Genomic DNA, 20,590 nt, shown 5'->3' with positions numbered 1-20,590 from the left:
AGAAGGGGGTGTCACCGACACCCCCACGTCTCACGTCAGCGCCTCCTGCGCGCTGCTCAACAGCTCGGCCGGCCGCACCGGTCTGCGCTCCCGCCGCGACCGCTCGCACGCCTCCGCGATCAGCAGCGCCCGCAGGGCCTCGCGGCCGTCGCACGGGTTGGGCCGCTCGCCCCGCACCACCTCGACGAACGCGACCAGTTCGGCCTCGTAGGCGGGTCCGAACCGCTCCAGGAAGCCGGTCCACGGCTTGTCCGCGGCGGGCGGTCCCGTCGGCTCGGTGGACGCGATGGGCGTACGGTCGTCGAGGCCGACGACGATCTGGTCGCGCTCCCCGGCGAGCTCCATGCGCACGTCGTAGCCGGCGCCGTTCATCCGGGTCCCGGTGACCGTGGCGAGGGCGCCGTCGTCGAGGGTGAGCAGCACCGCGCCGGTGTCGACGTCGCCCGCCTCGCGGAACGCCTGCGGCCCCGCGTCCGACCCGGTGGCGTACACGTCGACGACCTCCCGGCCGGTCACCCAGCGCAGCATGTCGAAGTCGTGGATGAGCGTGTCCCGGTACAGCCCTCCCGACTGCGCCAGGTGGGAGGGGGCCGGGGGCTCGGCGTCACTGGTCATCGCGCGTACCGTGTGCAGCCGCCCCAGCCTGCCCGTCCGTACCGCCTCGCGGGCGCCCGTGTACCCGCGGTCGAATCGCCGCTGGAAGCCCATCTGGAGCACCGTCCCGGCGGTCTCCACCTCCGTGATCGCCTGTAACGTGCCCGCGATGTCCAGGGCGATGGGCTTCTCGCAGAAGACCGGCAGACCCGCGCGCGCCGCCCGCGCGATCAGGTCCGCGTGGGCGGAGGTGGCCGTGGTGATCACCACGGCGTCGACCCCCCAGGTGTAGATCTCGTCCACCCCCGGCGCCGCCGTCTCACCGAGCCGGTGGGCGAGGGCCTGGGCCCGCGCTGGATCGACGTCCGTGAGAATGAGGGACCCGACCTCGCGGTGCCTGCTGAGTGTGTGGGCGTGAATGGTGCCGATACGGCCCGTACCGATGACCCCGATGCGCATGGAAACAAAGTGGGGCTCGCGCCGCTCCCTGTCAATGCGTATGTCCGGACAACCGAACTACACGACTTCCCGTCAACAGCCCACGCCGATACGCTCGCTCCGTGCCGAAACCAGAAGTGGACCCGACCGTGCAGCTGGAGCTGAGCGTGGACCGCGGCTCCCCCGTGCCGTTGTACTTCCAGCTGGCCCAGCAGTTGGAGTCCGCCATCGAGCACGGCACCCTCACCCCCGGCACCCTGCTGGGCAACGAGATCGAGCTGGCCGCGCGCCTCGGCCTGTCCCGGCCCACCGTCCGCCAGGCCATCCAGTCGCTCGTCGACAAGGGCCTGCTGGTGCGCCGCCGCGGCGTCGGCACCCAGGTCGTGCACAGCAAGGTGAGACGCCCGCTGGAGCTGAGCAGCCTCTACGACGACCTGGAGTCGGCGGGGCAGCGTCCCACCACCACGGTGCTGGTCAACACCATGGTCGCCGCGGACGCCGAGGTCGCCGCCGCGCTCGGGGTCACCGAGGGCGGCGAGGTGCACCGCGTCGAGCGGCTGCGCTCCGCGCACGGCGAGCCCATCGCGCACCTGTGCAACTACCTTCCGACGGGCCTGCTCGACCTGGACACCGGCCAGCTCGAGGCCACCGGTCTGTACCGGCTGATGCGGGCCGCGGGGATCACCCTGCACAGCGCCCGCCAGACCATCGGCGCGCGGGCCGCCACCGCCGTCGAGGCCGAGCGGCTGCGCGAACAGCCCGGCGCCCCGCTGCTCACCATGCAGCGGGTCACCTTCGACGACACCGGACGCGCGGTGGAGTACGGCACGCACACCTACCGGCCCTCGCGGTACTCCTTCGAGTTCCAGCTGCTCGTACGGAACTGAGCCGGGCCTCCGGGCGGCCCCGGTCGTCGCATTGTCCGGACAATGTGACGCGATCCACAGGCGTACGGCGGGAGCGCGCCGACCGGTGCGGACGCGAACGGCGGAGGGCCCGCCTCCACCCCGTCCCCACCCGCTTCCGGTGCCGGATCCGACGGACCCCGTCACCTGCCCGGTACCGCGATCGGGGCCCCCGTGCGGCACAATCGCACCCGATGAGCACCTACCGCGACTTCACGGCCCCCATCGGCTCCCGGCGCGCCACCGTCCTGAGAACGGTCGGTACGCGGGAGCGCCGCTCGCACCTGTCGGCGCCCCGGGTGCCCACCGTGGGCATCGACATCGGCGGCACCAAAGTGATGGCGGGCGTCGTGGACGCCGACGGCAACATCCTGGAGAAGCTCCGCACCGAGACCCCCGACAAGTCCAAGAGCCCGAAGGTCGTCGAGGACACCATCGTGGAGCTCGTCCTGGACCTCTCCGACCGGCACGACGTGCACGCCGTCGGCATCGGCGCGGCCGGCTGGGTCGACGCCGACCGCAACCGGGTGCTCTTCGCCCCCCACCTGTCCTGGCGCAACGAACCACTGCGCGACCGCCTCGCGGGCCGCCTCGCCGTCCCGGTCCTCGTCGACAACGACGCGAACTCCGCCGCCTGGGCCGAGTGGCGCTTCGGCGCCGGACGCGGCGAGGACAACCTCGTCATGATCACCCTCGGCACCGGCATCGGCGGCGCCATCCTCGAGGACGGCAAGGTCAAGCGCGGCAAGTACGGCGTCGCCGGCGAGTTCGGCCACATGCAGGTGGTCCCCGGCGGACACCGCTGCCCCTGCGGCAACCGAGGCTGCTGGGAGCAGTACAGCTCCGGCAACGCCCTGGTGCGCGAGGCGCGCGAGCTGGCCGCCGCCGACTCCCCGGTCGCCTACGGCATCATCGAGCACGTCAAGGGCAACATCGGCGACATCAGCGGCCCGATGATCACCGAGCTGGCCCGCGAGGGCGACGCCATGTGCATCGAGCTGCTCCAGGACATCGGCCAGTGGCTCGGCGTCGGCATCGCCAACCTGGCCGCCGCCCTCGACCCGTCCTGCTTCGTCATCGGCGGCGGCGTCTCCGCGGCCGACGACTTGCTCATCGGCCCCGCCCGGGACGCCTTCAAGCGGCACCTCACCGGGCGCGGCTACCGCCCCGAGGCCCGCGTCGTGCGCGCCCAGCTCGGCCCCGAGGCCGGCATGGTCGGCGCCGCCGACCTGGCCCGTCTGGTCGCCCGCCGCTTCCGCCGCGCCAAGCGCCGCCGGGTCGAGCGCTACGAGCGCTACGAGAAGTTCGCCGAGGCCCGCCGTACCACCTCGGAGTCGCTGTGACGGGCGTGATCCCTCCGCCGGCGAACGACCCCGGCCGCCCCGAGGGACAGGGCGGGGCCCACCCGGGTGAGGACCGGCGGCACATGATCCGGCGCCGCGCCCTCACCCTGCTGATCATCGTCCTGCTCATCGGCGTCCCGGCCGGCTACCTGGTGATCTCCGCCAACCAGAGCCGGGCCAGCGGCAAGGACAAGGAGGCGAAGTACTCCGCGACCGGCCTCACCGAGGGCTGGCCGTCCAAGCTCCAGCGCCGCATCTACCAGGTGCCCGTGCCGCACCCGGCCTGGTGGGTCGCCTCGTACGAGACGAACAACTGGAAGACCAGCCGCCTCTACGTCGAGTTCGAGACCAGCGACGTGGGTCTGACCGCGTTCCTCACCAGCATGGGCATGTCGGAGAAGGACCTGGAGAAGGACCACCTCCCCATCGGTGAGCGCGACCGCAACGTCACCGGCTGGACCTTCGACGGCCCCGGCACCTGGTCCGGGCTGGTGCACAAGCAGAAGAACCCCGCGCCCACGCACGACGTCGTCGTCAACCACGACAAACCCGGCTACCCGCGCGTGTACGTCGTGGCGCGCACCGTGCCGTAACCCGTCGCCCGGCCCGGCCGCCGGAGCCGATTGTCGGACCCCGCCCGTAGAGTCGAAGACGACTGGTCCGACGGACGGGCGGGGAGGTGACAAGGCGTATGGACGAGGCGACGGTGACGGCCCAAGGCGTCGTGACGGCCGACGGGCTCGGCGCGTCGTCGCTGCCGGCCGTGTTCCTGCCCGCGCCCCTCCCGCGTGACGGACGGATCGCCTTCTACGACCCCGAGGGCGCGGACCTGCCCCCGGAGGCCGGGGACGCCCGGCGCACCGACCTCACCGTCGTACGCCCGCACGGCTCGAGTGTGCGCCGCCGTACCGTCCCCGCGCTGGCCCTGCCCGTGGACGAGGCCCTGCCTCTGCTGGTCCGCGCCCGGCACGATCCGGCGGCCCACCCGGCCACCGTCTGCTGGGGCGCCGCCGCCCTGCACGCCCTGCGCCTCACCGCCCGGGGCCGCCTGCTGCCCGGCCTCACCGCCGACGGGTACGACGCCTGGCGCGCCGGCCCGCTCGAACCGGACGACGTGACCCACCTGCGCGCCGTCGCCGCCGCCCTCCCCTACGAGGGCCACGCGGTGCCCCTGCCCGGCCCGGGCCCTCTGCGCCTGCCCCGGCCGGAGGCGCTGGTCCGCGCCTTCCTCGACGCCGTCGCCGACGTCCTGCCCCGCACGCCCGCCGCCCCCTACGCCTCCGGACCGCCGTTCGCCGCGCGGCGGCCCCAGCGGCTGCCCGACGCCCGGGACTGGGCCGCGGAGGTCGCCGCCGGCATGGACGCGGGCGTACGGATCTCGCTCCGCCTGGACCTGTCCGCGCACGACCTCTTCGACGCCAACGGAACCGCGGGCGGCAACGGCGCGCGCGGCGCGGGAGCGGCGATCGTGCAGGTGCACAGCCTCTCCGACCCGACGCTGGTGGCCGACGCGGCGGCGCTCTGGTCCGGCGAGGCCGACCACGGCTTCGGCCCCCGCGCGCGCGTGGACGCCGCCCTCGCGGTGCGCCGCGCGGCCCGCGTCTGGCCCCCGCTGGACCGGCTCACCGACCAGGACGTGCCGGACGTCCTCGCCCTGTCCGAGGACGAGTTGAGCGACCTGCTCGGCGTGGCGGCCACCCGGCTCGCGGCGGCCGGGGTCGCCGTGCACTGGCCGCGAGATCTGGCCCAGGACCTCACGGCCACGGCCGTCGTCCGCTCCGCGCCCGGCTCCGCGACCGACGGCACCGGCTTCTTCGAGAGCGAGGACCTGCTGCGCTTCGGCTGGCAGATCGCCCTGGGCGGCGACCCGCTCAGCGAGGCCGAGATGGACGCCCTGGCCGAGGCGCACCGTCCGGTCGTCCGGCTCCGCGACCAGTGGGTGCTGGTCGACCCCGCCCTCGTCCGCAAGGCCCGCAAACGTGACCTGGGGCTGCTCGACCCCGTCGACGCGCTGTCCGTCGCCCTCACCGGCGAGGCGGAGGTCGACGGCGAGACGGTGGAAGCGGTGCCCGCCGGGACGCTGGCCGCCCTCCGCGACCGCCTGACCGCGGGCGTGCGGCCCGCCGAACCCCCGCCCGGCCTCGACGCCACCCTCCGCGACTACCAGCTCCGCGGCCTGGCCTGGCTGGACCTCATGACCTCCCTCGGCCTGGGCGGCTGCCTCGCCGACGACATGGGTCTCGGCAAGACCGTCACCCTCATCGCCCTGCACCTGAAGCGGGCCCGCTCGGAACCCACCCTCGTGGTGTGCCCGGCGTCCCTCCTCGGCAACTGGCAGCGGGAGATCACCCGGTTCGCGCCCGGAGTGCCCGTACGCCGCTTCCACGGCCCCGACCGCACCCTCGACGACCTCGACGGCGGCTTCGTCCTGACCACCTACGGCACCATGCGCTCCGCCGCCCCCACCCTCGCGGAACAGCGGTGGGGCATGGTCGTCGCCGACGAGGCACAGCACGTCAAGAACCCGCACTCGGCGACCGCCAAGGCCCTGCGCACGATCCCGGCACCCGCCCGGGTGGCCCTCACCGGCACGCCCGTGGAGAACAACCTCTCCGAGCTGTGGGCCCTCCTGGACTGGACCACCCCCGGCCTCCTCGGCCCGCTCAAGTCCTTCCGCGCCCGGCACGCGCGCGCGGTGGAGACCGGCGAGGACGAGCAGGCGGTCGAGCGGCTGGCCCGCCTGGTCCGCCCCTTCCTGCTGCGGCGCAAGAAGTCCGACCCGGGCATCGTCCCCGAGCTGCCGCCCAAGACGGAAACGGACCACCCGGTGCCGCTCACCCGCGAACAGGCCGCGCTGTACGAGGCGGTGGTGCGGGAGTCGATGATCGCCATCGAGACCGCGCAGGGGATCGGGCGGCGCGGACTGGTGCTGAAGCTGCTGACCTCGCTCAAGCAGATCTGCGACCACCCCGCGCTGTACCTCAAGGAGGAACACGCCCCGGCCGGCGACCGCCTCGCCGCCCGCTCCGGCAAACTCGCCCTGCTCGACGAACTGCTGGACACGGTGCTCGCGGAGGACGGCTCCGCCCTCGTCTTCACCCAGTACGTCGGCATGGCCCGCCTGATCACCCGCCACCTCGCCGAGCGCGCCGTCCCCGTCGACCTGCTGCACGGCGGGACGCCGGTGCCCGAGCGGGAGCGGATGGTCGACCGCTTCCAGAGCGGCGCGGTCCCGGTGCTCGTCCTGTCCCTGAAAGCGGCGGGCACGGGACTGAACCTGACCCGCGCGGGACACGTCGTCCACTTCGACCGCTGGTGGAACCCGGCGGTGGAGGAACAGGCCACCGACCGCGCGTACCGCATCGGCCAGACCCAGCCCGTCCAGGTCCACCGGCTCGTCACCGAGGGCACGGTGGAGGACCGCATCGCCGAGATGCTCCAGTCCAAGCGCGCCCTCGCCGACGCGATCCTCGGCTCGGGCGAGTCCGCCCTGACGGAGCTCTCCGACCGTGAGCTGTCCGACCTGGTGTCCCTGCGGAGGACGACATGACGCCGCGACCGTCGGACAGGGCGAGGGAGGCGCTGCGCGCGGCGCGCGAAAGGGGTGCCGGGTCCGGTGACGCGAGCTCTGCGGAGGAGCCGACCTCTCCGGTCGAGGGGGCCGCGCCGATCGGCTCGGAGCCCCAGGCGGAGAAGCCGCCGCACCCTGCGCCGGCTCCGGGGGAGGAGCCCGTGGAGGGCGACGCGTCCGGCCCGATCGGCCGGGAGTCGCGCCCGGCTGACGGGGTGCGGGAGGCGTTGCGCGGTGCGGCCGTTGTGGGGGAGGGGTCCGTCTCGGGTGACCCGTCGGTCCCGGCTGACCAGGAGTCGCGCCCGGCTGACGGGGTGCGGGAGGTGTGGGGCCGTGCGGCGGTCTCGGCCGGGGAGTCCGGACAGGTCGTCCCGTCGGTCCCGCCCGGCCGGGAGTCCCGCCCCGCTGACGAGGCGCGGGAGGCCTTGCGCCGTGCGGCGGCTTCGGCGGAGGGACCCGCGCAGGGCGGTGGGTCGTCGTCGGCCGATCGGGCGCCCCGCCCGTCCGATGCGGCGCGGGAGGCGTTGCACCGCGCCCGGCGGGCGCGGCGCGGAGCGTCGGCCGGTGATGCGCGCGGAGCCTCGGAAGCGGGCGCCGCGTCGCACGCGGAACGTGCGCCGTCGGTCGGGGCGGCACAGGCGGGGGAGGTGTCTTCCCAGGACGCGGAAGGTGACGCGGCACCCCCGGCCGCCGCGGGAGATGCGCCCGGTACGGCACGTCCGCGCGCGGGGGAGGACCCCATCCGCACGGAGGGTGCCACTCGTGACGGTGAGGACGCGGCCGCCCCCGGCGGAGCCGCCGCGCCCGACTCCGCCGGGCAAGGCGGGTACGCGCATGACGCGTCTCGCCCCGGCGACATCGCCCGGGAGGCGCTGCGCGCCGCCCGTGAGGAACGGGCGCGAGCCCTGGCCCGCGAGCAGGTGGACGAGGCGAAGCGACCCCGTCGTGATCCCGCGCCGCGCGTCCCCCGCACCACGCGAGGTGACCGCGCCGCCGACCGCCGCGTGCGCGAGATCCGCGAGACCTTCGCCGACGCGTTCCGCATGCCCGACATGGCCGACGACCCGGCGCCCGGCGTCGAGGCGCATTCCGCCGCCGCGGACGGCTCGAGGCGTGATCCCGCCGCTGAGCCGCCGGACACCCTCACTTCCGCCGCATCGGCTTCCGCTCCTGACACGACACGGGATCTCCCCACCGGTCAGGGCGTGGGTGCCGACCCGGGCGCGAGGCCGGCCCGTACCTCCGAAGAGGGGCCCGGTCCCGACCACGGCCGGGGTCCCGCACCCGACCCCGCTGCCGGACCGGCCGGTGTCCCGGGTGAGGGACCGGCTGCCGCACACGGCCGAGGAGCGGCCTCCGCCCCCGACCACCGGGCACCGGCATCGGCCCCCGTCCCCCGCGACCGCCGGGACGCCCCCGCCCGCCCCACGACCGCCACCCCGCCGGCGAACCCGGCCACCCCCCGTTCCATGGCCGCCCCCGCCCGCGACGGTGACCACCGCCGTACCTTCCCGCCGTTCCCTCCCCGCTCCTCCGGTGATGGCGAACCCTTCGCCGCGACCTGGTGGGGGAGGGCATGGGTGACGGCGCTGGAGGACGGCGCGCTGGACCGCGCCCGCCTCGCCCGCGGACGCGGCTACGCCGAGCAGGGACACGTGGACGCCATCACCGTCACGCCGGGACTGGTCCTGGCGTACGTGCAGGGCAGCCGTCCGCGCCCGTACCGCGTACAGGTACGCCTGCGGACGTTCGACGAAGCCGCGTGGGACCGCTTCCTGGACGCCGCGGCCGACCGCCCGGGTCACATCGCGGCCCTGCTGGACAAGGAGATGCCGCAGTCCCTGGCGGACTGCGGTGTCCCCCTGCTGCCCGGCCAGGGCGACCTCGCCCCCCACTGCAGCTGCCCCGACTCGGGTCACCCGTGCAAGCACGCGGCCGCCCTCTGCTACCAGACCGCCCGTCTCCTGGACGCCGACCCGTTCGTGCTGCTCCTGCTGCGCGGGCGCGGCGAGCGCGAGGTGATCGACGCGCTGTCCCGCCTCAGCGCGGCCCGCGCCGCGCGGGCGGCCCAGGGACGGGAGCCGGAGCCGCTGCCGGGCATGCGCGCCACCGACGCCGTGTCCCGCCGAGGCCCCGAACTCCCGCCACTGCCGGCGCCGTTGCCGACGCCGTCGCACCCGGAGCAGCCGCCCGTCTACCCGGCGTCCCCGGGCGGCCCGGACCCGTTCGCGCTGGACCAGCTCGCCACCGACGCGGCGGCCCGCGCCCACGCTCTGCTCTCCACCGGCCGTGACCCGGTCGGCCCGCTGTCCCTGTGGCACGACGCGGTGCGTCTGGCCGCAGCCCGCCCCGGCTCGGGGCTGACCGCGGGCACCCGCGCGCTGTACGCGTCACTGGCGCGCGCGGCCGGCCGTACGCCCGGCGACCTGGCGCGCGCGGTCGCCGCGTGGCGGCAGGGCGGCCCGACCGGACTGGCCGTACTGGAGGAGTCGTGGGACCCGCCGGCAGGCCGCTTCGACCGCGCCCGCCCGCTGCTGCTCGCGGCGGACCTCCCCGCCTTCCGGCCGTGGCGCAACCGTCTCACCCACCCCCGGGGCCACGTCCAGCTCCGCCTGGGCCGGGACCACCTCTGGTACGCGTACGAGTCGGAGCCGGACCAGGACGACTGGTGGCCGCGCGGCACCCCCGACCCCGACCCGGTCGGAGCCCTCACCGGCCTGGACACCCTCGGCGACGCCTGACACGAGGCACGCGGTCCCATCCGGACAGGGCGTACCCCGGCCTCAGCCGGCCAGCCCCCGCACCAGTTCCGCCGTGCGCCCGTCCGCCGGGAAGAACGTCTCGATGGCGATCTCGTCGAGCGTGACGTCCCGCGGTGATCCGAAGACGGTCGTCGTGTACAGCAGCGACAGTTCCCCGTACTCGGACGCCAGGCGCAGCGGAACCACCAGGTCCTGCGCCTCCCCGCCCGGGCCGGGCGCGTCCGCCCCCTCCGGCACCGGGTAGCTCTCCAGCTCGGCGAGCAGCTCCGCGAGACCGGCGTCGGCCGTCCGTTCCAGCTGACGGCGGACCCGGCGCAGGACGTGCGCGCGCCACTGCGCGTGATTGAGGACACGCCCCGCCATGCCGTCGGGCCCCAGCGTCGCCTTCAGCACGTTGAACGGCGGGTCCGACGGCCCCCGCCGCACGTCGCCGAGGAACAGCTCCATGGCACGGTTCGCAGCCAGCAGTTCCCAGCGCACATTCACCGCGAGGGCCGGGTTCGGCTCGTGCCCGGTCAGCACCGCCTCCACGGCGGCCCGCGCCGCTCCCAGGTCGTCGAAGGGACGCTCCCGGTGCACGGGGGCGAAGCCCGCGGCGAGGTAGATCGGGTTGCGCTCCCGCAGCGGCACGTCCAGCTCGTCGCACAGCCGCCGGACGAGGTCTCGGCTGGGATTGGCGCGTCCGGTCTCGACGCAGCTCAGGTGGCGGGTGGACAGCTCGGCCGCGAGCGCCACGTCGAGCTGGGAGCGGCGGCGGCGCTCACGCCATCGCCGCAGCAGCACTCCGACCGGTGGTGCGGTGGTCGTTGTCATGAGGCCCAGGCTGCCGCGCGGGGTGCGCGACGGCAATGACCTCGCAGGTCATCGACTCCGCGCCCCTCGCCCGCGCACAGTCGGGGACAGGAGCGCGGCCCGCCGCACGGCGCCGCGCGAAGGGAAAGGAACCTGCCATGACCGACTCCATGACCGACTCCATGACCGGGACGACACCCCCGCTCGCCCAGCTGGAGCGCTACACCCGCTTCTGGAACACCGGGCCCGACGGCGACCGGGACCGCCTGGCCGCCACGGTCTTCACCGACGGGGTCGAGTACCGCGCCCTCGTCGGCCTCCTCCGCGGCGCGGCGGCCCTCGCGGACTTCCGGGACCAGTTCGTGTCCCACGCGGGCCCCGCGACGGTCCGCCGCCGTGAGGAGCCCGAGGTCCACCACGGGAGGGCCCGCCTGCGCTGGGAGATCGTCACCGCCGACGGGACGTCCTTCGCCACCGGCACCGATGTGATCGAGTTCGCCGAGGACGGCCGTATCAGCGCGGTCGCAGCCTTCCTCGACCGGGCGCCGGAGGGCTTCGACCCCACGGCACACGACTGACAGGGCCCGCCGGCCGAACCTTCGCGCCCCTACTCCTCCCCGCCCCCGGGCGCCGACGGCACCGGTACGTCCACCTGCCGCAGCTCGGCGAGGAGTTCGCTCTGCCCGGCCAGCAGTTCCGTGAGGATCCGCCGGGCCGCGCGGAGCAGTTCGGCGACGTCGCCGCCGGCGAGGGCGTACGTCACGGTGGAGCCCTCCCGTACGGAGACGACGATGCCGGACCGGCGCAGCACCGCTAACTGCTGGGAGAGGCTGGACGGTTCGATGTCGATGTCGGCCAGCAGGTCCCGCACCGGCACCGGCCCGTGCTGCAGCAGCTCCAGCACCCGGATGCGCACCGGGTGGCCCAGCATCCGGAAGAACTCTGCCTTGGCCTGGTAGAGGGGGACTTGCATGGGTGCGCGCTCCCTGCCGCGTCGGGGATGTTCTCCGGTACGCGGCGGCGCCCCGAGGGGGCGCCGCCGCACGATGTGCCGTCCTTCGCCGCCGATCCTTCTGGCTCGGCATGACACGCGCCCACGGCTTGGGGCCATGTTCATGTGGAGACTTGAAGAAGTCTTCACATCGTGGGCGCGCGTCGGCCGTGCCCCGGGGCGGATCACACTTCCAGCTGTTCCTCGACCCGCTTGAGCTGGTGGCGGGCCATCGCCAGGTTCGAGCGGGACTTGTCCAGCACGAGGTACAGGAACAGCCCGTTGCCGCTGCGGCCGGTGACCAGCCGGATCAGGTGGTTCTGGGACTCGAGGGTGATGAGGATGTCCTCGATCTGCCCGGAGAGACCCAGCAGTTCCATCGTGCGCACCTTGGCGCGGATCACGTCGGTGTTGCCGGCCGCCGCGACGGTCAGGTCCAGGTCCTTCCCCCCGCCCAGCGTGCCCAGCGCCATGCCGCTCGAGTAGTCGACGACGGCCGCGCCCAGTGCCCCCTCGACGCTGGTCATGATGTCCTTCAGCGACACTTCCACACTTGCCACGGGTGTCTCCCTCTCCGGTCGTTGAGTGGTCGCGGCGGTTGCAGGGGCAGTCCTGCCGCCCTGGCCGCGCTGGAACGGTAGGCGGGCGGAACGTGTCGGAGTGTGGGGGTTTTCGTGGATGATCTGTGATGATCGAATGCTTGCGCCAGAGAACGTCTGTTTGGTCGCGGTCGGTTCGAAACGACGCCGAACGAACGGACAACGACAGACACGATCAGGTGAGTCAGGGGTCCTGCCGGGCGTCCACCGGCTCCGCCGTCACGACGAGGTTGGCGGTGTAACCGCCGTGCTCCGGCTCGAACGGCGGTGCGCAGGTGATGAGCGTGAGGACCGGCGGCCCGGAGCGGCGGAAGGCGGACGGCGGCAGCTCGTCCTTCGGGACGGTGGCACGCGCGGTGACGCGATAGGCGACGGGTTCGGCCCCCGCCCGCCGCACCTCCACGGTGTCCCCGGCCCGTACGTCCCTCAGGGCGGCGAACTCGCCCAGGTCACCCGTCTCGCTGTCGAGGTGCCCCACCAGCACGGCCGACCCCTCGGCGCTGCCGGGCCCGGGTCCGTAGCGGTACCAGCCGGCCACGGCCGGGTCGTCCGGCACGGTCATGTCCCCGCGCGGTGTCACGCCGACGTCCTCGATCCGGGCGTCGAGCCCGACAGCGGGTACGAGAACGCGTTCGGGCGGGGCCTGCCGTACGGCCGCCGGCTCGGCCACGGACGGCGGCGGCGCGGCGCCGGACGGCCTGTCGGTGTCACCGGCGGCCGCCGTCGGTGCGGCGCCGAAGCCGGCGGGCGGGCCGGCCTGCTGGCGCCCCTGCGCCGACCACAGCACACAGAGGACCACCGCCGTGACGGCCGCCAGTACCGCGACCGCCACGGCCAGGGTCCCGCGCCGCCGCGAGGTGTCAGTCACGCTTGCCCGCGAAGCGGCGGGCGCCCAGCACACCGGCCACGGCGACCACACCGCCGGCGGCGGCCCAGCCCGGCGTCCAGTCGGTGGAGTTGGCGGACACGGCGGTGCCGTCGCCGCCCGCGTGCACGGCCTGCGGCATGGAGTCCATACCGCTGAACTTCTGGGTGGCCAGGGCGAGGTTCTTGTCCTCGGCGCTGCCCCAGGCGTAGACGACGGTGCCGGCACCCTCGGCCACGTTCACCTCGGCAGGACCGACGGCCACGGTGTCGGTGCCGGCGAGGACCACGTCGGCGTCGACTGTGCCCGCGTCGACCACGGCGGAGTCCTCGTTCGGGTTCGTCAGATCGGTGAAGACGGGTTCGCCGCCGGCGCGCACGTCCACGGCGGGAGCGGCCGCGATGTGGCGCACGGTCAGCCGGCCCTTGCCCGCGTCGACCTTGGAGACGTCATCGGCGAACGCGGTCAGCTGCGGCGTGCCGTCGGCGCCGAGATGGGCGGCGATCGTGGCGGTGTCACCCTCGCCGACCTCGACCTTCTTCTCCAGGGCGGGCTTGCCGTCGGGGCCCTGGCCCGCCTCGAAGATCTGGATGTCGTAGCTGCCGGCCGGGAGGGACTGCGGCTCGGTCACCGTGCCGGGCTCGAAGCCGGAGAGCAGTTCGTCGCCGTTGGCGTAGACGTCGACCGTCAGGTCGGGGATGCCGTGCACGACGGAGACCATCGCCGTGTCCTGCTCGGCGGAGGGGGCGGCCATGGCGGGTGCGGTGACACCGAGCGCGAGGGCGCAGGCGCCGGTGGAGGCGGCGATGACGACGGGGAAACGGGAGCGCATGGGGACCATCCCTTTCGAAGGAGTACCGCTCACTGCGGAACTGGACCCCAGTGTTGGTCCGGCAAATCGACGCAGACAACATGCGTCGTTTGTGCGTCGCAAGACGTACGGTGGGGGAATGAGCGACACCACGGAATCCGCCGGGCCCGAGGGTGGGCTCACCACCGGTGAGGTGGCGCGCCGCCTGGGCGTCGCCCCCACCACGGTCCGCACCTGGGACCACCGCTACGGGCTCGGCCCCGACCGCCACACCGGCGGCCGGCACCGCCGCTGGACCCCGGCGGACGTGGCACGCCTGGAGCGGATGTGCGCGCTGACGGCGACGGGGCTCCCCCCGGCGGAGGCGGCACGGCTGGCCCGCGAGGCGCCGGCTCCCGCACCCGCGGCCGACCCGGCGCCGTCCGCCGCGCCGCGCCGCACACCCGCTCCGGAGGCCGCGCCCGCCTCCCGCGCGGGCAGCGGACTCCGTCTGGAAGACGCCCGCCAGGAGTGCAAGGGCATCGCCCGCGCCGCCCTCCGCCTCGACGCGGCCGCCCTCGACCGCCTGCTGCTCGACGCGATACGGGAACACGGCCTGGTCGCCGCGTGGGCGGAGGTGATCGTGCCGACGCTGCAGGCCGTGGGACGCAAGTGGGAGTCGTCGGGGGAGCGGTACGTCGAGGTGGAGCACTTCCTGTCCTGGCACGTCTCCGGAGCGCTCCGCCGTGCCGCGCCGGACACGGTCCCCGACCGCCCGGGCGCGACGACGGTCCTGGCCTGCGTGCCGGGGGAGAACCACACGCTCGCCCTGGAGGTGCTGGCCGCTGCACTGGCCGAACGCGGCATCCCCGTGCGGATGTTCGGCGGCGCGCTCCCGGTGGAGTCCCTGATCGCGGCGGTCCGCAGAACGGGTCCCGCGGCGGTCGCCCTGTGGGCCCAGTCCCGCACGACGGCGAGCCGCCCCCTGGCCCAGCACGTGGCGGCGATGGAATGGGGCGTCCGAGGCGCCCGCCGCAGCCCTCTGGTCCTCACCCTCGGCCCCGGCTGGTCGGGCCGCCCCGTCCCGGGGGCGGCCCGACCGTACGGCCTGGCGGACACGGTGCGGGCCCTGGAGGGCCTGGCGTCCCGCTGACCACCGGCGGGATCGGCCGCGCCGACGAGCGGGTGCCGGGTGTCCGGCTCAGTAGCCGTAGATCATCTTGTAGGCGGCCTCGGGGAGGAACTGGCCGGCCGTGGAGCCGTTCCCGACGCCGCAGTTGCCGTCGGACTCGCCCGGGGTCTTGATCCACAGGAGCATCTCGGCGCCTCCGCCCGTCCGGGTGGGCGTGCCGATGCGGCGTCCGGCAGGGTTGCACCACTCGCCGTTGGAGCCGTTGCCGTTCCGGCTGGTGTCGACGACGAACGGCTTGGTGTAGCCGTAGCGGCTGGCCAGTTCGTTGTTGACGGCGTTGCCGTAGGCGGTGTTCTCGGCGGTGGTGATGTAGTTGGACACGTTGAGCGAGAAGCCGTGGGCCTGTCGGACGCCGGCTTCGTGGAGGCGCCGGGCCATGGTCGCCGCGTCGGCCCAGCGCGGGTTGCCGGCGTCCATGTAGACCCAGGTGTTGGGAGCCTGGCGGCTGAACTCGGTGAGTGCGCCGCTGAGCATGGCCTCACGCTCGTCGATCTGGGCCTGCGTCATGCAGCCGTAGTCCCCGAGGGAGTCCGGTTCGAGGATGACGACGGCCGGGCGGGCCGCGATGCCTCCGGCGAACTGGGCGATCCAGTTGGCGTACGCGGACGGCGAGGAGGCTCCGCCCGCGGAGTGCCCGCCGCAGTAGTCGCGGTTGTAGATGTTGTAGGCGACGAGGATGGGCAGCTTGTCCTGTCGGTCCGCCGCTCCGACGTAGGCACCCGTCGCGGTGCCGATGGTGCCGCTCCAGGAGCCGAACCAGCGGGCCATCGGCGTGTTGGCGATGGAGGCGTTGATCGCGGCGGCTCGGCCGTCGCCGGGGTTGTCGGCCGCCCAGCGTTTCGCGCTCGAGTCGGGGTCCACGTAGAAGCCGTTGGTCATGGTGGTGGGGTCGGCCGCCTGGGCCGGGGGCGCGGCGGCGAACGCCAGCGGCAGAGCACAGAGTGCTGCCATCAAGGTGCGGAGTCTGCGGCTCAAAACAGTACCTCGGTCTCGGAGGAGGTGTGCTTTGGGAGCGCTCCCACTGGAAGCGGTTTCCATCGTCGAGGTGTGGTGGACGGGGTGTCAATAGCCGGTGCGACAGGGGGTGTTCACAGTGGATGCGGCCGGATTCACGGTCCGGACGGCCTTCGCCGCGGCGGGCCTGCGAGGTGTTGACATGTCCGCTCCCGACTCTAGTATCCGTTGGGCACCCTGCGTCACCGAACGTCGATCGAAATATCGAACACGCTCCTCTCTTCTCTGCATCCCAGCCGAAGGAGTTCCCGGTGCCCAGACGCTCAGGCGGACGACTGCTCCGCTTCCTCGCGGCCGCCGCACTGATGGTGACCGCGTCCGTGACGGCCTCGACGCAGACCGCCGCCACGGCCGCGCCGGGCAGTCCGGCACTCACCCCGCCGCTGGGGTGGAACAGCTGGAACAGCTTCGGGTGCGGGGTCACCGAGACCCAGGTCCGTCAGGCCGCCGACGCGATGGTGTCCTCGGGCATGCGGGACGCCGGGTACCGCTACGTGGTGGTCGACGACTGCTGGTTCGACCCGCAGCGTGATGCGCAGGGCAACCTGCGGGCCAACCCGACGAAGTTCCCGAGCGGGATGAAGGCCCTGGGGGACTACATCCACAGCAAGGGCCTCAAGTTCGGCATCTACCAGGTACCCGGCGAGCGCACCTGCGCGCAGACCGTGGGCACGTACCCGGGCGCCACGGGCAGCAGGGGCCACGAGGCCCAGGACGCCGCCACGTTCGCCTCGTGGGGGGTCGACTACCTGAAGTACGACTGGTGTTCCTCGAGCGGCACCCGCGACGAGCAGGTCGCGCGGTTCACGCTGATGCGGGACGCCCTGCGCGCGACCGGCCGGCCGATCGTCTACAGCATCAACCCCAACAGCTTCCACGCCATCACCGGGTCCACCTACAACTGGGGCGAGGTCGCCGACCTGTGGCGGACGACCGAGGACCTGCTGGACATCTGGCAGAACGGCAACACCAACAGCTACCCGATGGGCGTCGGCAACGTCCTGGACGTCAACGCGCCGCTGGCCGCGCAGTCCGGCCCGGGACACTGGAACGACCCCGACATGCTGGTCGTCGGCCGCCCCGGCCTGTCGCTGACCGAGTCCCGCTCCCACTTCGCCCTGTGGGCCCTGATGAGCGCCCCGCTGATGGCCGGCAACGACATCCGGACGATGTCCGCCGACGTCAGCGCGATCCTGCGCAACCCGCGCCTGCTGGCGGTGAACCAGGACCCCCTCGGTGCGGGCGGACGCAGGGTGCGCGACGACGGGAACACCGAGGTGTTCGCCAAGCCCCTGGCGGACGGATCGGTCGCGGTGGCGCTGTTCAACCGGGGCGGAAGCGCCACGACGGTCACGACGACGGCCGCCCGGACCGGCCTGACCGGAGGACCGTTCACCCTGACCGACCTGTGGACCGGCGGCACGTCGAGCACGTCCGGGCAGATCTCGGCCACCGTCCCCGCGCACGGTGTCGCCGTGTACCGGGTGAGCGGCGGCAGCCCGCTCGCGTCCACCACCTCACGCCTGCGCGGCGACGGCTCCGGCCGCTGCGTGGACGTGGACAACGCCTCCACGGCCGCCGGTGCGGCGACTCTGCTGTGGGACTGCCACACGGCCGCCAACCAGCTGTGGACCGCATGGGCGGGCGGCGAGATCCGTGTCTACGGCGACAAGTGCCTGGACGCCTACGAGCAGGGCACCGCCAACGGCACCCGTGTCATCACCTGGCCCTGCAACGGCCAGGACAACCAGAAGTGGACGGTCGGCTCCGACGGTTCGATCCGCAACGCCCGCTCCGGACTGTGCCTCGACGCCAGCGGAGCCGGCACCGCCAACGGGACCCCGCTGGTGCTGTGGACCTGCAACGGCCAGGCCAACCAGAAGTGGTCCCGCGTGTGAGCGACACGGCCCCGCGTCCGGCGCGAAGCGGGGCCGACGAACGCACGGGCGAAGCTCGCGACGAAGGGCGGCCCCTGGTCGCGTCGCCCCGATCTTCGTGAGTCATCGCGCTCGACGAGGTGATGGCACCGGCCCGCCGAGGCCGCGGCGGGGCGGTGGTGCCGTGACCGGCACGGCGCAGCTGCGGGAGTCCCGCGACTTCTGCACCCGGCTGCTCGGGTTCGAGGCGACGTTCGAGGCCCATCGGTACGTCAGCCCGCGCCGGCCGGGAGATCCCGGGTGCGAGCTCGCCCTCCTCGACCACAGCCACCGACGGTTCCCGCGGGCCGCCATCGCCCCCACGGCGGAGTACCGCGAGCGGTACGTCACCAGCTGACCTCAGCGGCTGACCGTGCGCAGAAAGTGATCGGCGTCCTCCGGCTCGCCCAGTCGGCCCATCTCCAGCCAGGAACCGTCGGCGAACGCGAGCCGGAAGGTGGCGTACCCGCGTGGCTGGCCCGCCTCGCCCTCGATCCGGGCTTCGTCGAGGGTGAACTCCGTGACGGTCCGGAAATCGTCGGCCCTGGTCGGCGACAGCCGACGGCGAGGGGACGCCGCCACGCAGATGCGGTCGCGGGTCAGCATGACCAGGCGCTTGGGGCTGGGTGAGTGTCCGTACCAACGCAGCAGCAGCTGGCCCGCGGTCAGGTTCCAGTCCCCGTCGAAGACCCCGTCGACCGGGTTCTGCCCGCGATCCCTCTCGCGAGAGCGGCCACGGCCGGAACGCGGTGTGTCCTTACGGCCGAGACTGCCGATCACGATCACCGGTACGACCACGAAGAAGAACACCACGGCCCCGGCGTACACCAGCCAGTGGTGACGCGACGTGAGACGTCCCTTGCCTGCGGCACGGTGAACGTCCTTGGGCGGTGCGGGGATGGGTTTGTGGATCTCGCACCAGACGAAGGCCACGGGTTCCTCACCCAGGATCTTCCGTGCCCGCCGCCGCACCTTGCCCTTGGCCATGCCGAAGATCCTAGTGCCACGCCCTCCACCGGCGGGCGGTGGGCGAGCGGTTGGTGGCCCGGCCTCCCGCTCTCCGCGAGGCCGGTGCCGCCGCCGGCCGGCGGCGCGGGCGTCGAGGACCGGGGTCCTGGTGAACGTCGGCACCCGCTTGGGGGTTGCCCAGGGTTCGCCATGACCCCGTCGCGTTGAGCGTGCAGTGGGCTTGAACCGGCCGAAGCGCTCCTGGCCTCTGCTGAAGGCGTCGACGTCATGGGACCGCCGCCCGGTGAGGGCGGATCGTGCAGGCTCCGTGAATGTGTGATGACCGCACACCGGGTTCAACGCGCCGAAACGCGTGTCGAACACACGTGTTTCGGTCGTATCGGTAGCCGCGGGATGAAGCGTGCGCCGGGTGCGCCCCGCCCGGATCCATTAGGGTTCCGCAGTGCCGGACGTGGTGTTGCGTGCAGGTGGGGGCCCTCGGCTCTTCCCCCGGCCTCGGAGATTTCGTACGACGTGAGAGGGACTGACGGGTGAGCGAGACACCACCGAACACCCTGCAATACCGCTTCGACGGGCCGGAAGACGCTCCGGTTCTGATCCTCGGACCGTCCCTCGGCACCACTTGGCACATGTGGGACCGGCAGATCCCCGAGCTGACGAAGCAGTGGCGGGTGTTCCGCTTCGACCTCCCGGGTCACGGCGGCGCCCCCGCCCACCCCGCGGCCTCCGTCGGCGACCTCGCCACGCGGCTGCTCGCCACCCTCGAAGGCCTCGGCGTCCACCGCTTCGGGTACGCCGGCTGCGCGCTCGGCGGCGCCGTCGGCATCGAGCTGGCGCTGCGCCACCCCGAGCGCCTCGCGTCCCTCGCGCTGATCGCCGCCTCGCCCCGCTTCGGCACCGCCGACGAGTTCCGCCAGCGCGGCGTGATCGTGCGCACCAACGGCCTCGACCCCATCGCCCGCTCGGCGCCCGAACGCTGGTTCACCGGCGGTTTCGCCGCCGCCCAGCCCGCGATCACCGAGTGGGCCGTGCAGATGGTGCGCACCACCGACCCCGGCTGCTACATCGCCGCCTGCGAGGCCCTCGCCTCCTTCGACGTCCGGGCGGGCCTCGGCAGCGTCGGCGTGCCCACCCTCGTGCTCGTCGGTTCCGAGGACCAGGTCACCGGGCCCGCCGAGGCCCGCACCCTGGTCGCGGGCATCCCCGACGCCCGCCTCGCCGTCGTGCCCGGCGCCAGCCACCTCGTGCCGGTGGAGCAGCCCGCTGCCGTCACCGACCTGCTGGTCCGGCACTTCTCCACGGCCTGGCAGCCCATCCCCGAGACCACCACCGGCCACGTCGTGCTGCCCGCCGCCGCGCCCCGGCCGCCGCTGGCGGCGGCCGTCGCCCCGCCGCAGCCCGCGCCCGTCGCCGAGATCGCCCCGGCCGCCGTGCCCCCGGAGGTGCAGGGCGCCCCGGACACGTACGACACCGGCATCAAAGTGCGCCGGGAGGTGCTGGGCGACGCGCACGTCGACCGGATCCTGGAGCGGACCGACGCCTTCTCGGAGGACTTCCAGCAGCTCGTCACCCGGTACGCCTGGGGCGAGGTCTGGGACCGCCCCGGCCTCGACCGCCGCACCCGCAGCTGCGTCACCCTCACCGCCCTCGTCGCGGGCGGCCACCTCGACGAACTCGCCGTGCACACCCGGGCCGCCCTGCGCAACGGGCTCACCCCGGACGAGATCAAGGAGGTGCTGCTCCAGGCGGCCGTCTACTGCGGCGTCCCCGCCGCCAGCGGCGCCTTCCGCGTGGCGCAGCAGGTCATCCGCGAGGAGACCACCCCGCCTGAGTGAGCCCGCCCCGCACC

The 20,590-nt window shown here is 73.8% G+C and carries 18 protein-coding genes; 10 read left to right on the top strand and 8 right to left on the bottom strand.

The window, feature by feature from the left end; all coding sequences use genetic code 11:
• Window positions 1-30 precede the first annotated feature (30 nt).
• Window positions 31-1,053, bottom strand: a complete 1,023-nt coding sequence (locus ACF1AG_RS06415) for a Gfo/Idh/MocA family oxidoreductase (protein WP_359599612.1) — start codon at window positions 1,051-1,053, stop codon at window positions 31-33.
• Window positions 1,054-1,181: 128 nt separating this feature from the next.
• On the opposite strand from ACF1AG_RS06415, the gene ACF1AG_RS06410 reads away from it, so the two are divergent.
• The 5 genes from ACF1AG_RS06410 to ACF1AG_RS06390 all read left to right on the top strand — a co-directional run bounded on the left by ACF1AG_RS06410 (window position 1,182) and on the right by ACF1AG_RS06390 (window position 9,592).
• Window positions 1,182-1,919: a GntR family transcriptional regulator gene (locus ACF1AG_RS06410; RefSeq protein WP_359599661.1), complete on the top strand. Its 738-nt coding sequence runs from the start codon at window positions 1,182-1,184 to the stop codon at window positions 1,917-1,919.
• Between the two features lie 212 nt (window positions 1,920-2,131).
• The gene (locus ACF1AG_RS06405) at window positions 2,132-3,280 is read left to right on the top strand and encodes an ROK family glucokinase (RefSeq protein ID WP_359599613.1); all 1,149 of its coding nucleotides are present in this window, start codon (window positions 2,132-2,134) and stop codon (window positions 3,278-3,280) included.
• Window positions 3,277-3,873: a sugar kinase gene (locus ACF1AG_RS06400; protein ID WP_359599615.1), complete on the top strand. Its 597-nt coding sequence runs from the start codon at window positions 3,277-3,279 to the stop codon at window positions 3,871-3,873. Before ACF1AG_RS06405 ends, ACF1AG_RS06400 begins: the two co-directional genes overlap by 4 nt.
• Before the next feature lie 98 nt (window positions 3,874-3,971).
• A complete protein-coding gene (locus ACF1AG_RS06395) occupies window positions 3,972-6,830 on the top strand; it encodes a DEAD/DEAH box helicase (protein WP_359599616.1) in 2,859 nt (952 codons plus the stop codon).
• 761 nt (window positions 6,831-7,591) lie between these two features.
• Window positions 7,592-9,592, top strand: coding sequence for an SWIM zinc finger family protein (locus ACF1AG_RS06390; RefSeq protein WP_391809525.1), 2,001 nt, complete (start codon window positions 7,592-7,594; stop codon window positions 9,590-9,592).
• A gap of 42 nt (window positions 9,593-9,634) precedes the next feature.
• Here the strand turns inward: ACF1AG_RS06390 and ACF1AG_RS06385 are convergent, their stop codons facing one another.
• Window positions 9,635-10,426: a helix-turn-helix transcriptional regulator gene (locus tag ACF1AG_RS06385; protein ID WP_359599620.1), complete on the bottom strand. Its 792-nt coding sequence runs from the start codon at window positions 10,424-10,426 to the stop codon at window positions 9,635-9,637.
• A gap of 137 nt (window positions 10,427-10,563) precedes the next feature.
• Here ACF1AG_RS06385 and ACF1AG_RS06380 point away from each other — a divergent pair, with 137 nt between their 5' ends.
• Entirely contained in the window at window positions 10,564-10,983 is a 420-nt protein-coding gene (locus tag ACF1AG_RS06380) for an isomerase (RefSeq protein WP_359599621.1), read from the top strand.
• A gap of 29 nt (window positions 10,984-11,012) precedes the next feature.
• On the opposite strand, the gene ACF1AG_RS06375 is transcribed toward ACF1AG_RS06380, so the two are convergent.
• The 4 genes from ACF1AG_RS06375 to ACF1AG_RS06360 form a co-directional block, all read right to left on the bottom strand.
• The gene (locus tag ACF1AG_RS06375; protein WP_033273823.1) at window positions 11,013-11,378 is read right to left on the bottom strand and encodes a helix-turn-helix transcriptional regulator; all 366 of its coding nucleotides are present in this window, start codon (window positions 11,376-11,378) and stop codon (window positions 11,013-11,015) included.
• 203 nt (window positions 11,379-11,581) lie between these two features.
• Window positions 11,582-11,956: a hypothetical protein gene (locus ACF1AG_RS06370; RefSeq protein ID WP_359599622.1), complete on the bottom strand. Its 375-nt coding sequence runs from the start codon at window positions 11,954-11,956 to the stop codon at window positions 11,582-11,584.
• 223 nt (window positions 11,957-12,179) lie between these two features.
• A complete protein-coding gene (locus tag ACF1AG_RS06365; protein WP_359599623.1) occupies window positions 12,180-12,863 on the bottom strand; it encodes a class F sortase in 684 nt (227 codons plus the stop codon).
• On the bottom strand, window positions 12,856-13,692 hold the full coding sequence (locus ACF1AG_RS06360) for a DUF4397 domain-containing protein (RefSeq protein WP_387795318.1): 837 nt from the start codon (window positions 13,690-13,692) through the stop codon (window positions 12,856-12,858). Before ACF1AG_RS06360 ends, ACF1AG_RS06365 begins: the two co-directional genes overlap by 8 nt.
• A 118-nt stretch (window positions 13,693-13,810) precedes the next feature.
• Here ACF1AG_RS06360 and ACF1AG_RS06355 point away from each other — a divergent pair, with 118 nt between their 5' ends.
• Window positions 13,811-14,803 (top strand): MerR family transcriptional regulator, encoded by a 993-nt coding sequence (locus ACF1AG_RS06355; RefSeq protein WP_359599625.1) that lies wholly within the window; start codon window positions 13,811-13,813, stop codon window positions 14,801-14,803.
• A gap of 48 nt (window positions 14,804-14,851) precedes the next feature.
• Here the strand turns inward: ACF1AG_RS06355 and ACF1AG_RS06350 are convergent, their stop codons facing one another.
• Window positions 14,852-15,817, bottom strand: a complete 966-nt coding sequence (locus ACF1AG_RS06350; RefSeq protein ID WP_359599626.1) for a glycoside hydrolase family 6 protein — start codon at window positions 15,815-15,817, stop codon at window positions 14,852-14,854.
• Between the two features lie 344 nt (window positions 15,818-16,161).
• On the opposite strand from ACF1AG_RS06350, the gene ACF1AG_RS06345 reads away from it, so the two are divergent.
• Complete coding sequence (locus ACF1AG_RS06345; protein WP_387795698.1) at window positions 16,162-17,754, top strand: glycoside hydrolase family 27 protein; 1,593 nt, start codon at window positions 16,162-16,164, stop codon at window positions 17,752-17,754.
• A 163-nt stretch (window positions 17,755-17,917) separates the two neighbouring features.
• Complete coding sequence (locus ACF1AG_RS06340; RefSeq protein WP_387795316.1) at window positions 17,918-18,130, top strand: hypothetical protein; 213 nt, start codon at window positions 17,918-17,920, stop codon at window positions 18,128-18,130.
• 2 nt (window positions 18,131-18,132) lie between these two features.
• Here the strand turns inward: ACF1AG_RS06340 and ACF1AG_RS06335 are convergent, their stop codons facing one another.
• Window positions 18,133-18,759 (bottom strand): hypothetical protein, encoded by a 627-nt coding sequence (locus ACF1AG_RS06335; protein ID WP_359599628.1) that lies wholly within the window; start codon window positions 18,757-18,759, stop codon window positions 18,133-18,135.
• Window positions 18,760-19,271: 512 nt separating this feature from the next.
• Between ACF1AG_RS06335 and pcaC the strand changes: the two genes are divergently transcribed.
• The gene (gene pcaC / locus ACF1AG_RS06330; protein ID WP_359599629.1) at window positions 19,272-20,576 is read left to right on the top strand and encodes a 4-carboxymuconolactone decarboxylase; all 1,305 of its coding nucleotides are present in this window, start codon (window positions 19,272-19,274) and stop codon (window positions 20,574-20,576) included.
• Window positions 20,577-20,590 lie beyond the last annotated feature (14 nt).

Source organism: Streptomyces sp. NPDC014764, from assembly GCF_043082785.1.
GTDB classification, from domain to species: domain Bacteria; phylum Actinomycetota; class Actinomycetes; order Streptomycetales; family Streptomycetaceae; genus Streptomyces; species Streptomyces althioticus.
This window is presented reverse-complemented; position numbering and strand designations above follow the sequence as displayed.

Coding starts and splice junctions, on each gene's coding strand:
- ACF1AG_RS06385 (WP_359599620.1), bottom strand. CDS start 10,426: ATGACAACGACCACCGCACCACCGGTCGGAGTGCTGCTGCGGCGATGG.
- ACF1AG_RS06405 (WP_359599613.1), top strand. CDS start 2,132: ATGAGCACCTACCGCGACTTCACGGCCCCCATCGGCTCCCGGCGCGCC.
- ACF1AG_RS06415 (WP_359599612.1), bottom strand. CDS start 1,053: ATGCGCATCGGGGTCATCGGTACGGGCCGTATCGGCACCATTCACGCC.
- ACF1AG_RS06360 (WP_387795318.1), bottom strand. CDS start 13,692: ATGCGCTCCCGTTTCCCCGTCGTCATCGCCGCCTCCACCGGCGCCTGC.
- ACF1AG_RS06395 (WP_359599616.1), top strand. CDS start 3,972: ATGGACGAGGCGACGGTGACGGCCCAAGGCGTCGTGACGGCCGACGGG.
- ACF1AG_RS06345 (WP_387795698.1), top strand. CDS start 16,162: ATGGTGACCGCGTCCGTGACGGCCTCGACGCAGACCGCCGCCACGGCC.
- ACF1AG_RS06375 (WP_033273823.1), bottom strand. CDS start 11,378: ATGCAAGTCCCCCTCTACCAGGCCAAGGCAGAGTTCTTCCGGATGCTG.
- ACF1AG_RS06355 (WP_359599625.1), top strand. CDS start 13,811: ATGAGCGACACCACGGAATCCGCCGGGCCCGAGGGTGGGCTCACCACC.
- ACF1AG_RS06380 (WP_359599621.1), top strand. CDS start 10,564: ATGACCGACTCCATGACCGACTCCATGACCGGGACGACACCCCCGCTC.
- ACF1AG_RS06335 (WP_359599628.1), bottom strand. CDS start 18,759: ATGGCCAAGGGCAAGGTGCGGCGGCGGGCACGGAAGATCCTGGGTGAG.